At 63.1% G+C, this 14,505-nt stretch carries 10 protein-coding genes, 1 tRNA gene and 1 pseudogene; 1 reads left to right on the forward strand and 11 read right to left on the reverse strand.

The annotated features are described in order from the left end of the window. The 5 genes and pseudogenes from ACOJSI_RS11240 to ACOJSI_RS11260 form a co-directional block, all read right to left on the reverse strand. Positions 1-587 (reverse strand): annotated as a pseudogene (locus tag ACOJSI_RS11240) (glutamate synthase large subunit); the annotation flags it as partial. Then, the gene (locus ACOJSI_RS11245) at positions 584-1,354 is read right to left on the reverse strand and encodes a DUF2059 domain-containing protein (RefSeq protein ID WP_420138382.1); all 771 of its coding nucleotides are present in this window, start codon (positions 1,352-1,354) and stop codon (positions 584-586) included. The gene ACOJSI_RS11245 and the pseudogene ACOJSI_RS11240, both read right to left, overlap by 4 nt. Then, complete coding sequence (locus ACOJSI_RS11250; protein WP_420138415.1) at positions 1,312-2,739, reverse strand: NAD(P)-dependent oxidoreductase; 1,428 nt, start codon at positions 2,737-2,739, stop codon at positions 1,312-1,314. The genes ACOJSI_RS11245 and ACOJSI_RS11250 overlap by 43 nt, the downstream gene beginning before the upstream one ends. Positions 2,740-2,904: 165 nt before the next feature. Next, positions 2,905-3,711 carry an undecaprenyl-diphosphate phosphatase gene (locus ACOJSI_RS11255; RefSeq protein ID WP_420138383.1) on the reverse strand — a complete coding sequence of 269 codons (807 nt, stop codon included), beginning with the start codon at positions 3,709-3,711 and terminating at the stop codon, positions 2,905-2,907. A 6-nt stretch (positions 3,712-3,717) separates the two neighbouring features. Further along, positions 3,718-4,647 (reverse strand): complex I NDUFA9 subunit family protein, encoded by a 930-nt coding sequence (locus ACOJSI_RS11260; RefSeq protein ID WP_420138384.1) that lies wholly within the window; start codon positions 4,645-4,647, stop codon positions 3,718-3,720. Positions 4,648-4,800: 153 nt separating this feature from the next. On the opposite strand from ACOJSI_RS11260, the gene ACOJSI_RS11265 reads away from it, so the two are divergent. Further along, positions 4,801-4,887 (forward strand) — tRNA-Met (locus tag ACOJSI_RS11265). A gap of 191 nt (positions 4,888-5,078) precedes the next feature. Here the strand turns inward: ACOJSI_RS11265 and ACOJSI_RS11270 are convergent. From ACOJSI_RS11270 to ACOJSI_RS11295, 6 genes are all read right to left on the reverse strand, one after another. Continuing rightward, the gene (locus ACOJSI_RS11270) at positions 5,079-6,365 is read right to left on the reverse strand and encodes a glycoside hydrolase family 130 protein (RefSeq protein ID WP_420138385.1); all 1,287 of its coding nucleotides are present in this window, start codon (positions 6,363-6,365) and stop codon (positions 5,079-5,081) included. Between the two features lie 276 nt (positions 6,366-6,641). Further along, entirely contained in the window at positions 6,642-8,330 is a 1,689-nt protein-coding gene (locus ACOJSI_RS11275; RefSeq protein WP_420138386.1) for a GH39 family glycosyl hydrolase, read from the reverse strand. A 481-nt stretch (positions 8,331-8,811) separates the two neighbouring features. Next, complete coding sequence (locus ACOJSI_RS11280; RefSeq protein WP_420138387.1) at positions 8,812-9,933, reverse strand: family 16 glycosylhydrolase; 1,122 nt, start codon at positions 9,931-9,933, stop codon at positions 8,812-8,814. A 99-nt stretch (positions 9,934-10,032) separates the two neighbouring features. Then, positions 10,033-10,944, reverse strand: coding sequence for a 2-dehydro-3-deoxygalactonokinase (locus tag ACOJSI_RS11285; protein WP_420138388.1), 912 nt, complete (start codon positions 10,942-10,944; stop codon positions 10,033-10,035). Further along, positions 10,928-11,695 (reverse strand): SDR family NAD(P)-dependent oxidoreductase, encoded by a 768-nt coding sequence (locus ACOJSI_RS11290; protein WP_420138389.1) that lies wholly within the window; start codon positions 11,693-11,695, stop codon positions 10,928-10,930. The genes ACOJSI_RS11285 and ACOJSI_RS11290 overlap by 17 nt, the downstream gene beginning before the upstream one ends. Next, positions 11,682-14,363, reverse strand: a complete 2,682-nt coding sequence (locus ACOJSI_RS11295) for a TonB-dependent receptor (RefSeq protein WP_420138390.1) — start codon at positions 14,361-14,363, stop codon at positions 11,682-11,684. Before ACOJSI_RS11295 ends, ACOJSI_RS11290 begins: the two co-directional genes overlap by 14 nt. Between the last annotated feature and the right edge of the window lie 142 nt (positions 14,364-14,505).

Below are 14,505 nucleotides of genomic sequence, written 5' to 3' on the forward strand. Positions count from 1 at the left end.
TAGCAGCCCTGGATCTGCGCCTCGATCAGCTTCTTCTCGATCCGGCGGCGGACCAGATACAGCTTCTTCTCGAACTCGGCCGCGCTTTCATCGTCCGGCAGCGGCCCGGCGATCATGATCTGCTCGATCTCGGGGCGCGTCAGCATCGCCTTGTCGCCGATGCACGACACATCCACCGGCACCTGGCGCCAGCCATAGATGGTGTAGCCGAAGTCGATGATCTCGCTTTCGATGATCGTGCGGCACGTCTCCTGCGCCCCCAGATCCGTCCGCGGCAGGAAGATCATGCCGACCGCCAGCCGGTTCGGACGCGGGCGATGGCCGGCGCTCTCTATCGCGTCGTCGAAGAAGCGCGCGGGCAGATCGACATGGATGCCGGCGCCGTCGCCGGTCTTGCCGTCGGCATCGACCGCGCCGCGATGCCAGACCGCCTTCAGCGCATCGATCGCCGCCGTGACGACGCGCCGCGACGCCTTGCCATCGGTCGCCGCGACGAGGCCGACGCCGCAGGCGTCCCCCTCATACTCGGGCCGGTACATGCCCTCTTGGGCCAGGCGTTCGCGTTCGGAAGCGAGATAGTCGGTCATTGCTTGGACATTCCTGCAAATTTCGTCACGACGGCCTCGACCGTCTTTTCGATTTGAGCATCGAGCGCCGGGTCGGGCTCATTGCCCCACGCCACTGTAGCCTCGCGGACCTCGTCCGCTATCGCGCGCATCTTGATGCCGGCAGCCGAATTGGCAAATGCCTGCAATGCAGCCAGATCCTCGGGGCTCGCCGATCTAGCCACTTCGACACCGCCTGCCAGTGCCGCTGCGCGCGCGTGCTGCGTTGTAAGCGTCGATCCACCACTCGCCATCGTGTTAGAAAGCGAGGCCGAAAAGTCGGCGCCTCCCGCCATTGTCTTCAAGAGCCGCGCCCCCGCGGGGCTCGTGTAAAAATCCAACAACGCCCGCAACTCTTCCGCCGTAAAGGTTCGCGTAAAGATCGGTGCCAGCCGTGCCCAAAGCAGCGGGAGCTGACGTATAGTGCTCTCGGTGATGAGGGGAGCGGTTGCCTCAACGACTGCCTTGATCAAACCTGGACTGTCTCGCTCCATCTCGACGAACTCAGCGTTATCCGCCATCGTCTTCGGCAGGGTCTCGGCCAGCAACTTCCGCGTCTGAATACGCGTCACCTCCTCACTATTGGTTATCCGCGCAACCTGCGCCGCGAGTTCCTGCTTATCGGCTGCCGCCGCAATGGGCTGTTGCGCTACAACAGCCACCGGGGTTGCAAGCAGCAAAAGTGCGCTGGTGACGAGCCAGCGTATCACGCCGCGACCTTTTCGGCCGACGCCTTGGCCTTCAGCCATTGATGCATACGATCGCTGACGTCGCGCCCGTCGCGCACCGCCCATACGACCAGGCTCGCGCCGCGCACGATATCGCCGGCGGCGAACACGCCGTCCAAGCTGGTCATCATCGTCTTATGATCCACCCGCACCGTGCCCCAGCGCGTCACCGACAATTCGGGCGCATCGAACAGACGGGGCAATTCCTCCGGATCGAAGCCAAGTGCCTTGATCACCAGGTCGGCATCGACGCGGAAGCCCGCACCAGGATCGGCCTCCGGCGCCCGCCGGCCCGATGCGTCGGGCTCGCCCAGCCGCATCTTCGTGACCTGCACGCCTGCAACCGCATCGCTGCCATGGAAGGCTTCCGGCGCAGACAGCCAGACGAACTCGACGCCCTCTTCCTCGGCATTCTTCACCTCGCGCTGCGAGCCCGGCATGTTGGCCCGGTCGCGGCGATAGAGGCATCGCACCGATGCCGCGCCCTGGCGGATCGCCGTCCGCACGCAATCCATCGCGGTGTCGCCGCCGCCGATCACGACGACATTCTTGCCCGCCGCGTTGAGCGTGCCGTCGTCGAACGCCGCAACCTCGTCGCCGAATCCCTTGCGGTTGGAGGCGGTCAGGTAATCGAGCGACTCCACCACGCCGGCCGCGCCGACGCCCGGCGCCTTGATGGCACGCGGCTTATAGACACCCGTTGCGACCACGACGGCGTCATGCCGCTGGCGCAACTCCTCAAGGCTGGCATCCCGGCCGACTTCGAAATTCGGGTGGAAAACCACGCCGCCCGCCGCCAGCCGGTCGACCCGCCGCATGACGACAGGCTTCTCCAGCTTGAAGCCGGGAATGCCATAGGTCAGCAGCCCGCCCATCCGATCATGCCGATCATAGACATGGACCTCGTAGCCGCGCGTGCGCATCAGATCGGCGACCGTCAGTCCGGCCGGACCGGCTCCGATGATGCCGATCGATTGGCCGCGTGCCGGCCCCGGCGTCAGCGGCTCGACCCATCCCTCTTCCCAGGCGGTGTCGGTGATGAACTTCTCGACCGAGCCGATCGTGACCGCGCCATGGCCGGAAAATTCGATCACGCAATTGCCTTCGCACAGCCGGTCCTGCGGGCAGATGCGGCCGCATATTTCCGGCATGGTCGACGTCGCGTTCGACAATTCATAGGCTTCGCGCAGCCGGCCTTCCGCTGTCAGGCGCAACCAATCCGGGATGTGATTGTGCAGCGGGCAGTGCGTCGAACAATAAGGCACGCCGCACTGCGAACAGCGCGACGATTGTTCCTCCGCTTTGGCTACCTGATAGGCGCGCGAAATCTCCGCAAAGTCCGCCGCGCGCGCCGCGGCGGCACGCTTTTCAGGGTAATCCTGCTCGACGAGCGGGAAGCTTAACATACCAGCCATGTGCATAATCTCCGCCGCCCCAATGATGGACGTCGAAAGCCATGTCACGCCAAAAATCAGATATATGTCAGTACTACTGACCTATATCTGGGTCACGTCTAGGAAGTTGTTAAGCTTCGCGCAATTATCGTGCGCAATATCGTTCCGATCCGGTCCTTATAGCGTATGAAGCCAGATAAGGGCCGCGGCGCCAGCGACGATTCGGTACCATGCAAAGGGCGCGAAGCCGTGCTTGGTCACGATCGACACAAAGGCGCGAATGACGACGACCGCCACGATAAAGGACACGAGAAAGCCGATGCCGATCGTCGGGAGGCCCACCGCGGTCGGGCCGCCAAATGCATGCCGGTTCTTGTACAGCTCGATGAAACTGGCCCCCAGCATCGTGGGAATGGCGAGGAAGAAGCTGAACTCCGCCGCCGTTCGCCGCTCGACCCCAAGGCTGAGCGCGCCCATGATCGTCGCTCCGGACCGGCTGACGCCGGGGATCATGGCGAGGCACTGGATGAACCCGATACCGACGACGGTCGGCAGCGGCACGTTCGCCACGCCCGCGACATCCTGCCGCTTGGCCAGCTTCTCGACAATCAGGATGGCGACGCCGCCCACGATCAGCGCGATTGCGACCACCTGCGCATTGTCGAGCAGGGTTTCGATCTTCTTGTGCAATGCCAGGCCGATCACCCCGGCGGGCAGAAAGGCAACGACGAGGTTGCGCAGAAAGCGCCAGGAGGTGGGGTCACGCCGGGCCAGGCCTGCCGCCACCGCCCAGAAGGTACGCCAATAGAGGACCAGCACAGCCAGGATCGCGCCCAGCTGAATGACGATGTTGAAGACCTCCCACCGCGCCGCATCGTAGCCGAGCAGCTTGGTGGCAAGGATGAGGTGGCCGGTTGAGGAGACCGGCAGGAATTCGGTAAGCCCCTCGACGATGCCGAGCAGGATTGGCGTGACGATATCCATATCCCGTCAGGCCGCCGCATTGAGGCTGAAGCGGCCTGCGCGGCGATAGCGCACCAGCCACTGGGATGCGACCGCCGCAAGCGGCGTCGGCTCGATCCCGACATCACTGAAGCCAGCCGTTCCCGGCGCGACCACATTGTCGCGCTGGAGCATCAGCCACTGATCCCATGTGATCGGCGCTCCGGGAAGCCAGCCGAAGCGGGCAATTCCGGCAGAGAGGCCGTCGGGAAGTGGAACCAGTCCCGGTGTCCGACCGATCGCTTCGCCGATCCACTTGTGGAGTTCCAGCATGGACAGGATCTGCGGGCCGCCGAGCTCCAGCACGGCCGGCGCCGGATCGGGCGACAGGGCGACCCGCGCGATCGCGCGCGCCACGTCGACGACCCAGGCCGGCTGAAACTTCACGTCGGGGCGCACGACCGGCAGGATCGGTGCCGCCGCCATCATGCCGGCGAACTTGTTGACGAACTGGTCCTCCGCACCGAACAGGATCGACGGGCGGATGATATGGGCGTTCGGGAAAGCGGCCAGCACCGCCTGCTCACCCCGCCCCTTGCTGCTGCCATAGGCGGAGGCAGCATTCGGATCGGCGCCGATGGCGGAAAGCTGGATGAAGCGTTTTGCCCCCGCTGCGGCGGCCGCGGAAGCAGCGTTCTTCGCGCCATCGACATGGACCGCATCGAACTTGCCCTTGAGAATGCCGACCAGGTTGATGACCACATCCGCACCCTGCACCGCCCGAGCGAGGCTGTCCGGATTGGTGATGTCGGCGGTCAGCGATTGCGCCTGTCCCAAGGCCGCCAGCGGCTTGAGGAAATACGTATCAAGCGGATTGCGCTCGGCGATGCGCACGCGCGCGCCACTGCGCAGCAGCTCCTGCGCGACATAGCGGCCGAGAAACCCTCCGCCGCCAAACAGCGTTACCAGCTCGTCCATCGATCCAGTCCTTAAGGAAATACCGGCCTGCCCATGCCTCCTCACTCCCGCCCATGCAAGCAGGAGAGGGCGATGGTGCATTTCCTGGATCAATTGGCCGAACGCCGTTGACAAGGCGCGAGACAGCCCACTAAAGCGCGCCCCCTACCCCGTGCCCATATGGCGGAATTTGTAGACGCACCAGCTTCATGTGCTGGCGCTCGAAAGGGCGTGGAGGTTCGAGTCCTCTTCTGGGCACCATTTTCTTCCGGAGGCGTCCGACGCCTTCGGGTCGACTAAACGGCCACGGCAGAGCAAGCCGCCCGCTGCTCGGCGACGAACGGCCATACCATCAGGAAATCGACCGCGCAGCGCCTGTGCTCGACGCGGCCAGCCCGTTCCTTCAGATCGCGCGGCGCGCTTCCGCTTTCGTCCTGGTCGGCCGGCGAAGATCAGGCGGGCTTCATCACCGTCAGCAGATCATCCACATTGCCCACGGCAAAAGCCGAATATTCGTCGCCAATCGCATAAGGCAGCAGGATTCGCCGTCCCTGGATCATCGCGCCACAGCTATAGGTAACGTTCGGGACATAGCCGCCGCGATGCTCGGCGCTCGGGAACAGCAAGGGCGATGCCGTGCGCGCGAGGACCTTGGCTGGATCGGCCTTGTCGAGCAGGCAGGCGCCGATGCAATAGCCGCGCACCATGCCGACACCGTGGGTGAAAACCAGCCAGCCCTCGTCGATTTCGATGGGCGAACCGCAATTTCCTAATTGCACGAATTCCCAAGGGTATTTCGGTGCCATGATCGGCGTTCCGGTTTCCCAGGTGTAGAGATCGTCGGATCGCAACAGCCAGATATTCTCATTATCCTGGCGGCCGAGCATCACGAACTGGTTGTCGATCCGTCGGGGGAACAGCGCCATTCCCTTATAGCCCGTCATTGCTCCCGTAAGCGGGCTCATCTCCACCCTGCGCAGATCAACACCGCGCAGAATCTCCTGACGCGCATCCCTGCCATCGAACGCGGTATAAGTGCCGATGATGCTGCGGACGCCATCATGATCGGTGAAGTTAACGAGGCGGAGATCCTCAACCCCCTGGCGCTGGCTGGGCAGGACAGGGAAGATCACGGTTTCCGAGGCGTCTTCACTGTCTTCGCACAACAAACGGACCCAATTACCCTCATGGCGTTCGATACGGGGCGGTACGCCATGCTCGCTCGCAGGATCGATCGTCAGTCGATCGCCCGGGCCCCACTCGCCAGTACGAAATGTGATCGACGAGATATGTCCTTCGCCAATCCCCCGCAACGACAGAACAAATCGGACGGCGCCCGGCTCCGACGGCTGTTCGTCCGGCAACGCGACAATGCTGGGGTTGAACAATGCGGCCGCCTCGAACGCATATTCCTGGCTGAAATAAGCGCCGATCAGAAGTTGTTCGTCCTCGCAAAAGTGACCCGCGCCGATTTCTGGCCTGATTTCCGCGAAGCGTCGGAGCAGCACCTGCTCGGCGTTGCGATGGCGCTGCCGCATCGGCGTCAGCAACAGATCGCGCATCCTGGCCCGCATCCGATCATCCAGCGCCCGGATCCGATCCACGACGACTTGGCTGCGTGGTGGCCGCCCTGCTTCAAAGGCGGACGGATAGCCGAAGCTGAACGGCCGGATGACGGTGCGCGACGGATCGGGCTTCAACTCCACGTCGAGCGTGGTGAATACGTCGGCAGCTTTCATCGGCATGGCCCCTTCGGTTTTTCGCGAACGGACGCACGCGATCACGAAGTTAACGATGTCGAACCGGGCACGATCCCCGGCAAACCGCCGCCCGCCGCCCGCCGCCCTGAGGATGCATCCCGCCATAAAAGGGCGGCCAGCCAGCCGCTGTTGCATGCTCCGTTCCCCGTCACCCTCTATGCTGATGTCGACCGCTGCGGGTGTGCGAACGATAACGGCAATTCACAACCGATCGGGGCATCGCCCAAACCCGAGTTCAGGTGCGAAGCGGCTCGATCAGCGTGCTGGGCGCGTGTTGCGCACCGCATGGGGCGTCAGCACCAGCAGCGAAACGCCCTGGCGTGGCAGGCGGAAGCGCAGGCTGGCACGACCCTTCTCGATCGATACTGCCTCACCCGCATCGCCGACCGTCGCAAGCGTGGCGGCCTTCAACAGGGCCGCGCGCTGCGTATCCGAGGGCGCGATCGGCGACCCCATGGCGAGCCATGCCGCATAGGCATTCGAATGATCGCGATCCACGCGATAGTGGGTCACTGCAGCGCCGCGTGCGAAGCTGGCGGGCACCCTTGCCATATCGATGTTCACGTCGGCGTCCGGCCCGGCCAGATCGTCATCATGATAATGCCAGACGAGGATGGTCAGGCGCTTGCCATCATAGGCGGCGACGCTGCCCACATCCGGCGCGTCGCGCACGCCCTCCGTCATCATCTTGTCCAGCGTCGCCTGATGGTCGGAGCGGGCGGCGACATAGCGGCCGTCCATCATCGCAAACAGCTTGAAGACGTTCATCACGGGCAAATCGATGCCCGCCGAGGTTAGCTGGCGGAAACCGGCGAAATAGGGCTGATCCTCGAACTCGAAGGCCCAGGTGAGCACGCCGTCCAAATTCACCTGCCGCTGTTGCGCCAGCGCCTGTAGCCGCGGAAAGACGGCCGCAGTGTAGCTGGAATACATGGTGCCGTTGCGATAGGCGTTGGCCGGCCCTTGGCAGGCCGCGCACCCTTCCGGATCGGACTCGCCGATGATGATCGGCCTGTCGCGGAACGCAGGATCGGCCGCGATCTGGCCGAATTCGTGATCGGCGGCTTTCAGATGGGTGCTGATCCCCATCCGGACGTGACCGCCTTTATCATCCTGTAGGAACTCGGGCTTGCCCTTGGCGTGGAAGGACAGGAAGTCGGTCGGCGTGCCGGCCTGTTTCACATGCGCCAGAAAGCGCGTCATGAAATCGTCGCCGGCGCCGGCAATATCAGGGCCGCCGACGCGGGCCTGCGGCAGGGCGCGACGGACGCCGCGCACGGCCGCGTCGTGCAACCGAAAGAATTCGTCCGGCGTGCCGCCCCAATAATATTGCGGCAGGTTCGCCTCGTTCCACGTCTGGAAATACCATGTCGCGACCTCCTTCGCGCCATAGCGATCAACACAGTGGCGAACCCACTGGTAGATCAGCTCTTCCCACTTGGCGTAATCCTTGGGCGGATAGGCCCATCCCGTCCGCAGATTGCCGCTGCCCGGCCGAAAATCATGCTGGTAGGGTTGTGGATGCGTCGACAAGGCCTCCGGCATGAAGCCCAGTTCGACATAGGGTCGCACGCCGCGGGCACGATAGGTGTCGAAGATCCGGTCGACGATGGTCCAGTTATAGACGGCGCGGCCTTGTACATCCTCCGTATAAGCGTTGGTCGAACCCCATTTCAGCGCCGGCGTGCCGTCACCCGTCGTCAGCAGATTATGCGCCCGGAAATAGACGCGATCCGGCGCGAGCTGGCCGAGCGTAGCCAGCGTCGTTCGACCATCCTTCATCGTCGCATAATTGGGCTCGTCCGCACCGAAGAACCGCCAGAGCGGCTTTACCGGCCCGCCTATCTGGCGGGCATCAACCGCAATATGGACCGCAAGCGGAGCGGGCTGTGACAGCGCGGGAGCCTCGCCCGCCAGCGCGGCGGCCAAGAGCAAGAGCGACATGGTCCGCACCGCGCGGCCTCTGTCTGCGGCTTCGCTACGGTCTCCCCAATTGGGCATCCTGCATCCCTCCCCATTTGGCTGGCTTATCGCTACGCACCCGAACCTTCGGGCCGCGCCGCACCGCGCTGTCGATCGCCTTGGATCGTCGTAGCGGGTGCGGTCAAGATTTCCCAAGGATCCCATGCCGATAGATTGAGGCGGCAGGCCCATATCGATGAATTTACCGGTCGCGACAGCCGTTCGATCGAGATGAGGATTGGCGCATTGCCGTTGGACGGGAGAGGATACCTACCTTGAAGGCACATCATGGGCTTCCGGCGCCAGCAATTGCGAGAGCCCGGGCACTGCGCGTGCGAGCTGGCAGGCTACGATGCTGCGCCCAGCTTCGCCCCTTCCCTATTCCACCGCACCAGACGCTTCAGGGCCAAGCTTGCGCCGCAATGCCGCGCAACGCATGTTGATCAAGCGTAGGGCCGGCCGGTCAGCTGAGCCGGACGAACTTCGTCGCGCTTGCACTGACACAGCCGCCCGAACCCCGCACCGAGAGCTGCCCTCCGGCACCCTTGCGGAAGTTGTGGACGCCCAGATCCACCCATGTTCCGCGTGTGTCCGCAAGGTTCAGATGTTGCCGCACCGTCTTGCCGCTGGCCGTGATCGTCACGTCCGCGGCACGGTCATCACCGGTGGGGCCGTTCCAGAGTGAAACGCGGTAGCGGCCAGCCTGGGCCAAGGTCGCCGCGAAGGTCGCATAGGCAGCCTGACGGCAGCTCTTCCTTTGCGGCATCAGGCCGAACCCGCCTTGCGCTGGCTCCCAGCCCCCACCGGCCTCCGTATAGCCGTCATGGCCGGACAGGACATAGTAATCCCGCTGGTAGAAGCGGACGTTGCGATAGAGCTGCGGCGTGCCGCCAACCGTAACAGGATCGCGATAGGCGATCGCGGTCAACCAGATCCGGACGGGGTCCTGGCGATAGGTGTCGGCCTGATAGGCCTTGGTGCAATATTTGACGCCATCGACATAGAAGTCGACCGCGCCCTCGCGCCAATCGGCACCGTAGGTATGGAAGCCGGCAGAGCTATCGAACGAGGTGACGTCCGCGCAGCGATCCTCCTTGATCCACTTGGGCCCCGGCTGACCGTTCCAGAAGATGAGTCCGGACGTCACTGCCGAAGGGTTGGTGGTGTTGATCTCGAACTGATCGATCTCGAGATAGTGGCCGGGACCGTATGTGTTGCTGCCGTCTCCGGCCATCATCCAAAAGCTGTTATGCCAGCCCTTGTTCGTAGTCGTCCGCGCGGTCACTTCATAATATCCGTAACCGAACAGGCGTTTGCTGATGATGCCGGCGCCCGTATAGTCTTTACCGCGCACCGCCTCCTTTTTCATCACAAGGCTGAGTTGATTGTCCCGGACAACGACATTGGCGGGCAATTGCGTGCTCAAGGCCTTCGAGTCCGTGCGGAAGCTCCATCGGCTCGTGTCGATGGCGGTTCCGGCGAACGTTTCCTGCCACGTGAGCCCGTAAAGCGCAGACGGCGGAGAGGCCGTGCTGATGCCGGTCGTGGTCGCCGCCAGCACGATTGCAAACATCCGCGCCTTCATGTCTCGTCTCCTGCAAAGCGTGATGGGTCGGCATAGGGGGACGACGCGTTTCGTTTCACGGCGTCGTCACGCCCCATGGGAAAAAGCTCTGTCGGCACGTCAATGCAGCCGATTGAGGGCGTGAAACCCGGCGACGCGCGCGGCCTGAGGATCGACCAATTGCGCCGGGATGGCCTGTACGGCGAGTGCGGCAACATAGAGGTTCGCCAGAGCGCCACCCCCGATCACAGCGACACGTGCCGACGCGAAATCCGGCAGAAGGCGCTCGCCATCGGCCAGCTCCGAGCCGATCAGGAGGCCCCGCAGGTAGGATGAGGCGTCGTCCTTCGGCAGCGTGTTTCGTATCACCCGCGCGCGCACGCCAAACAGCAATGTGCCAAGTGTCAGCGGCTGGAGCCGGCCTACGCGGACGCCCTCGCGGAATGCATCGCCATCCTCCGCCTCATCCCCCGTGATTGAAGCTAGCAGTCCCTGTTTTGTGACCTGGTTGTAAATTTCGCCGTTGAGCGAGGTGAAGAAGTCCGTCACGCGACCCTGGCGAAGGCTGAGCCATTTTGGATGGGCGCCGGGCAAGATGGCGATCATATCGTCCTGACCGCGCATGATCCCAAGCAGTTCGACCTCTTCCCCGCGCAGAACATCGGGTTCCGCGTCGGTCGTCCGCGTGCAGGTTATGCCGGGTACGATCCTGATATCGACACCGCCGATCGTCATGAGCGGGGCAGCCGCGACGATCTCATCCCGGCCTACCGGCGCCTGCGCATAGGGAACTTCCGCCCAACCGAGACTGGAGCCGATCATGCCGGACGCCCAGATGTTCGACAGGCCCGGCCACCGGCCCACGACCTCGCCCGCGGCCTCGGCCATCGCCCGACGATCCATGCTCAGGACACCACGTGGGTGGCTGTAGCAATCGACGAGCGCACCGTCCGCTCCGATGCGGTAGGCGTGGAAGTGGTTGCTACCCCAGCTCAGTCCCGCGATATCGCGCCCATCAGCGGCGCGTGACATGTGCACCTCCGTCAATTTCGTAGATTGAGCCCGTGATCCAGGACGCGCGATCAGACACCAGGAAAAGAGCGAGTTCCGCCACCTCTTCGGCCGTGCCGATCCGGCCCAGGGGGTGACGATTCTTGTTCAACTCACGCGCAAGCGCCGCATCGCCGCTCGCGGCATAGGAGCTCTGCATCGCCGGCGTATCGACGCTGGCCGGGGCGATCGCGTTGACGCGGATATTGTCGGGCGCAAATTCCAAGGCGGCCGTCTGGGTCAGATTGCTGAGTGCTGCCTTCGACGCCGCATAGGCTGCGAGCGAGGGGGTGGCGAAACGGGCATTGATCGACGACAGGAAAAGGACTGCCCCACGCGACCGCGCCTGCATCGCGGGCACGCAGCCCCGCAGCAGACGGACCGCGCCTGTGACGTTCACGTCGAATATCATGGTGTAGACAGCAGGATCGGTTTCGATCGTGCCGCCCCGATGGGTTGCTGCCGCCGCATGCACCAAAATGTCGGCGTGACCGATCTCTTGTTCCATGACACCGAAAGCGCGCACGACAGCGGCATCGTCCCTGAGGTCCGCCACCAAGTTGCAGTCGCTCACCATGTTTGGATCGATGTCCAGGCCGGCGACCTGCGCGCCCTCCCGCCGCAGGCGCGCCGTGATGGCTGCGCCGATGCCACTTGCAGCGCCTGTCACGAGCGCGACGCGTCCGCTAAGTTCGCCGCCCGTCCCGGCTCCTGCCGGCTCAGAATTTGGCACTGATACTGGCCTTGTAGATCCGCCCGAAGAAGAGGTTGGTCCGTAAGGCTTCCCGGAAGCCGTCATAGGTGCGCTGCTTCTCGTTGAGGATGTTGTTGGCCTCGAACCCGACCGAAAGGTTCTTGGTCAGATCATAGCGCAACGTAGCCGAAAGATCGGTGTAGTTATCGTTGTAGATGCCGTTTCCGGTCGTGGAGAGGCTGATCAGATAGTTGTCGCGCCAGTTATAGGCGACACGGACGCTGAACGGCCCTTTCTCATAATAGCCGACGATATTGATGTTGTTCTTCGACAGGCCGGGAAAAGGCAGCGCCCGGTTGGTCACGTCGCGGATCGGCGTTTTCGAAGAGATATAGGAATATGTCGCCAGCACACCGAAGCCGTCAAAGGGTTCGGGCAGGAAGTAGAAGGGCAGCTGCAGCACGCCTTCGACACCCTTCACCGTGGCGCCTTCGCCATTGACCTTGCGGTTGATGAGGTACTTCACCCCCTCATAGGTTTCCTGGCTCTGCTGCTGGACGATGAAGGTCGACACGTCCTTGTAGAATAAGCCGATCGACAGCATTGCCTGCTTGCCGAAATAATATTCGGCGGAGAAGTCGATCTGGTTGGCCTTATATGGATCCAGATTGGGCGCTCCGCCGCTACCCGTGCCCAACACCGTCTGTACGCCGTCCACGAACAGCGCGTTATTGGACAAGGAGATACCGTTGTTGAGGTCACCCGAATTGGGGAAGGTGATGACCCGGGCTGCGCCGGCGCGAGCGACCAGCTGATCGGTAAGGTTCCACTTCACGATACCCGACGGCAGCCATTCATTGTCGGTCCGGCGGAACGTAGTGGGGCTGGCGGCCCCGCTCGGCGCGATCAGATTGCCGATCGAGGCAAGCTCGCGCTTGAGGTAGCGGAGGCCGATATTGCCGGTCAGATCGGTACTGCCGATGTCGGTGCCGAAGTTGATCTTGCCATAGCCTTCGTAGAACCGCTCCTTGATCTGGAAGGTCGTCGAGAGCGCGTTCAGGTTATTCTTTGGGTCCAAACACTGCGAATTCTGGGACACCACCGGCAGGTCGGTGAAGTCATGGCAGCTTCCAATCGTGTCGCTGGCGGCAAGATAGCTGCGCGGAATCCCCGCAAAATCGCCTTTGGCGAAGTCATTGTTGGAGAATAAGGTAACGTAATTGGCGATCTGCGTGGCCGGAATGCCGTTGGTCGGCCGGATGTCGGCGCGGTCGGGATCGGTCGCAGTGGTCAGGCGCGCATAGCGTCCACCGACATCGATCGATTTCAGGAAGCCCGCGTCGAGGTCATAAGTCCAATCATTCCGCGCGGCCGTCTCCTTGCTGGTCGAGCGACCCCAATTGTCGAACAGGATCGTGAAACGCAGCTGCGACGGATCGGAAAGGTCGATCCCCTTGATCTGGTAGGATCCGAAACTGCCCTGCGTGAAATCGAAGTTCACGCTCGGCGATACCGACGCGGTCGGCTGCAGGCGGAAATAGATCTGGTGCGAGCTGGACGAGGAGCGATCATAAGCGATCTCGGCGCTGCCATGGAGCCGATCGGTCACGTCGAACTTGCCGTGCAATGCGGTGGACCAAACGTCCGCCTTCGTGTCGAGCGTCTCGCTATTGCTGAGGACCGGGCCGGTGGCGGTTCCGGAAAGCAGCACATCATTGTCGGAATAGACCGCGTTGCTGAGCCCCGAGCTCGGATTGAACGAGAGCCAGTGCCGCGAACGATCCGACGTCAGCTTGGAATAGAAGCTGTCGAGCGTGAACTCCAGGCCGGGCCGGGGCTTCCATTGCAGCGCGCCGTCGAGGCCGAGATTGTCGCGCCGCTCCTGGATGTCCTCCGGGCGTGCATCGGCATTGCCGAAACGCCGTATGCCAGCGCTGTCATTGAAGGCGGAATAACCCGAGAAAGTGTCCAGCCCCTGTTGCTCGAGATTGCGGCGGTTGAAGGAGGCGGACAGCAACACGCCGAACGTATCGTCGGCAAATTTGCGTGAGATCAGGCCGAAGGTTTCGAAGCCTCCCTTTTTGGGCAACTCATCATAGATGCCGCCCGCCTTCAGCGCGATCTGGTTGGGCCCGTCGAGCGGCATGCGCGTTCGAACGTCGACGATACCCCCGAGGGCGCCGGCAATCTGGTCAGCGCCGGGCAACTTGGTCACGTCGAGGCGGCCGATCAGCTCCGATGGCACCAGCGCCAACAGACCGTATGTGGACGTATTGAGGTTATCCAGGCCCGCACCGCCGCGACCGGCCGCGTCGATGATTTCGCGACCGTTGAACAGGATGATATTCTGACGAAGGCCGCGGATCGAGATGCCGGTTCCTTCGCCGATGCCGCGATCCACCTGCACGCCCGATACGCGTCCCAGCGATTCCGCGATGTTGCGATCGGGAAGCTTGCCGATGTCTTCCGCGACGATCGAGTCGACGATCTGCGTCGAGTTGCGCTTGATATCCCGGGCGCGATCGAGACCCGCCCGTATCCCCGTGACGACGATTTCGGCGTCGCCGCCGGCCGGATCGGCCTGGCCACTCGCCGCCGTGGCCGCGCCGGCAGCGGCATCGGGGCCCGAACGGGCGTTTTGCGCAAGTGCGGGCGCCGACGTCAGCGCTGACGTCACAAGCAGACCGGCGACTATCGAGACCTTCATAATCTCCCCTCTCCTGAGCGCCCGCAGACCGGGCTTCACATTCTGCCGCGCTTCGTCGGCTTCTAATTTTCGTATCTACTAAAGCAACAGTCGTCGTTTAGCAACCCTGTTTAGAGGCAGCCGTCTAGAGGCAGACCTTTAA

The organism is Sphingomonas sp. (genome assembly GCF_048595155.1).
GTDB lineage: Bacteria > Pseudomonadota > Alphaproteobacteria > Sphingomonadales > Sphingomonadaceae > Sphingomonas_I.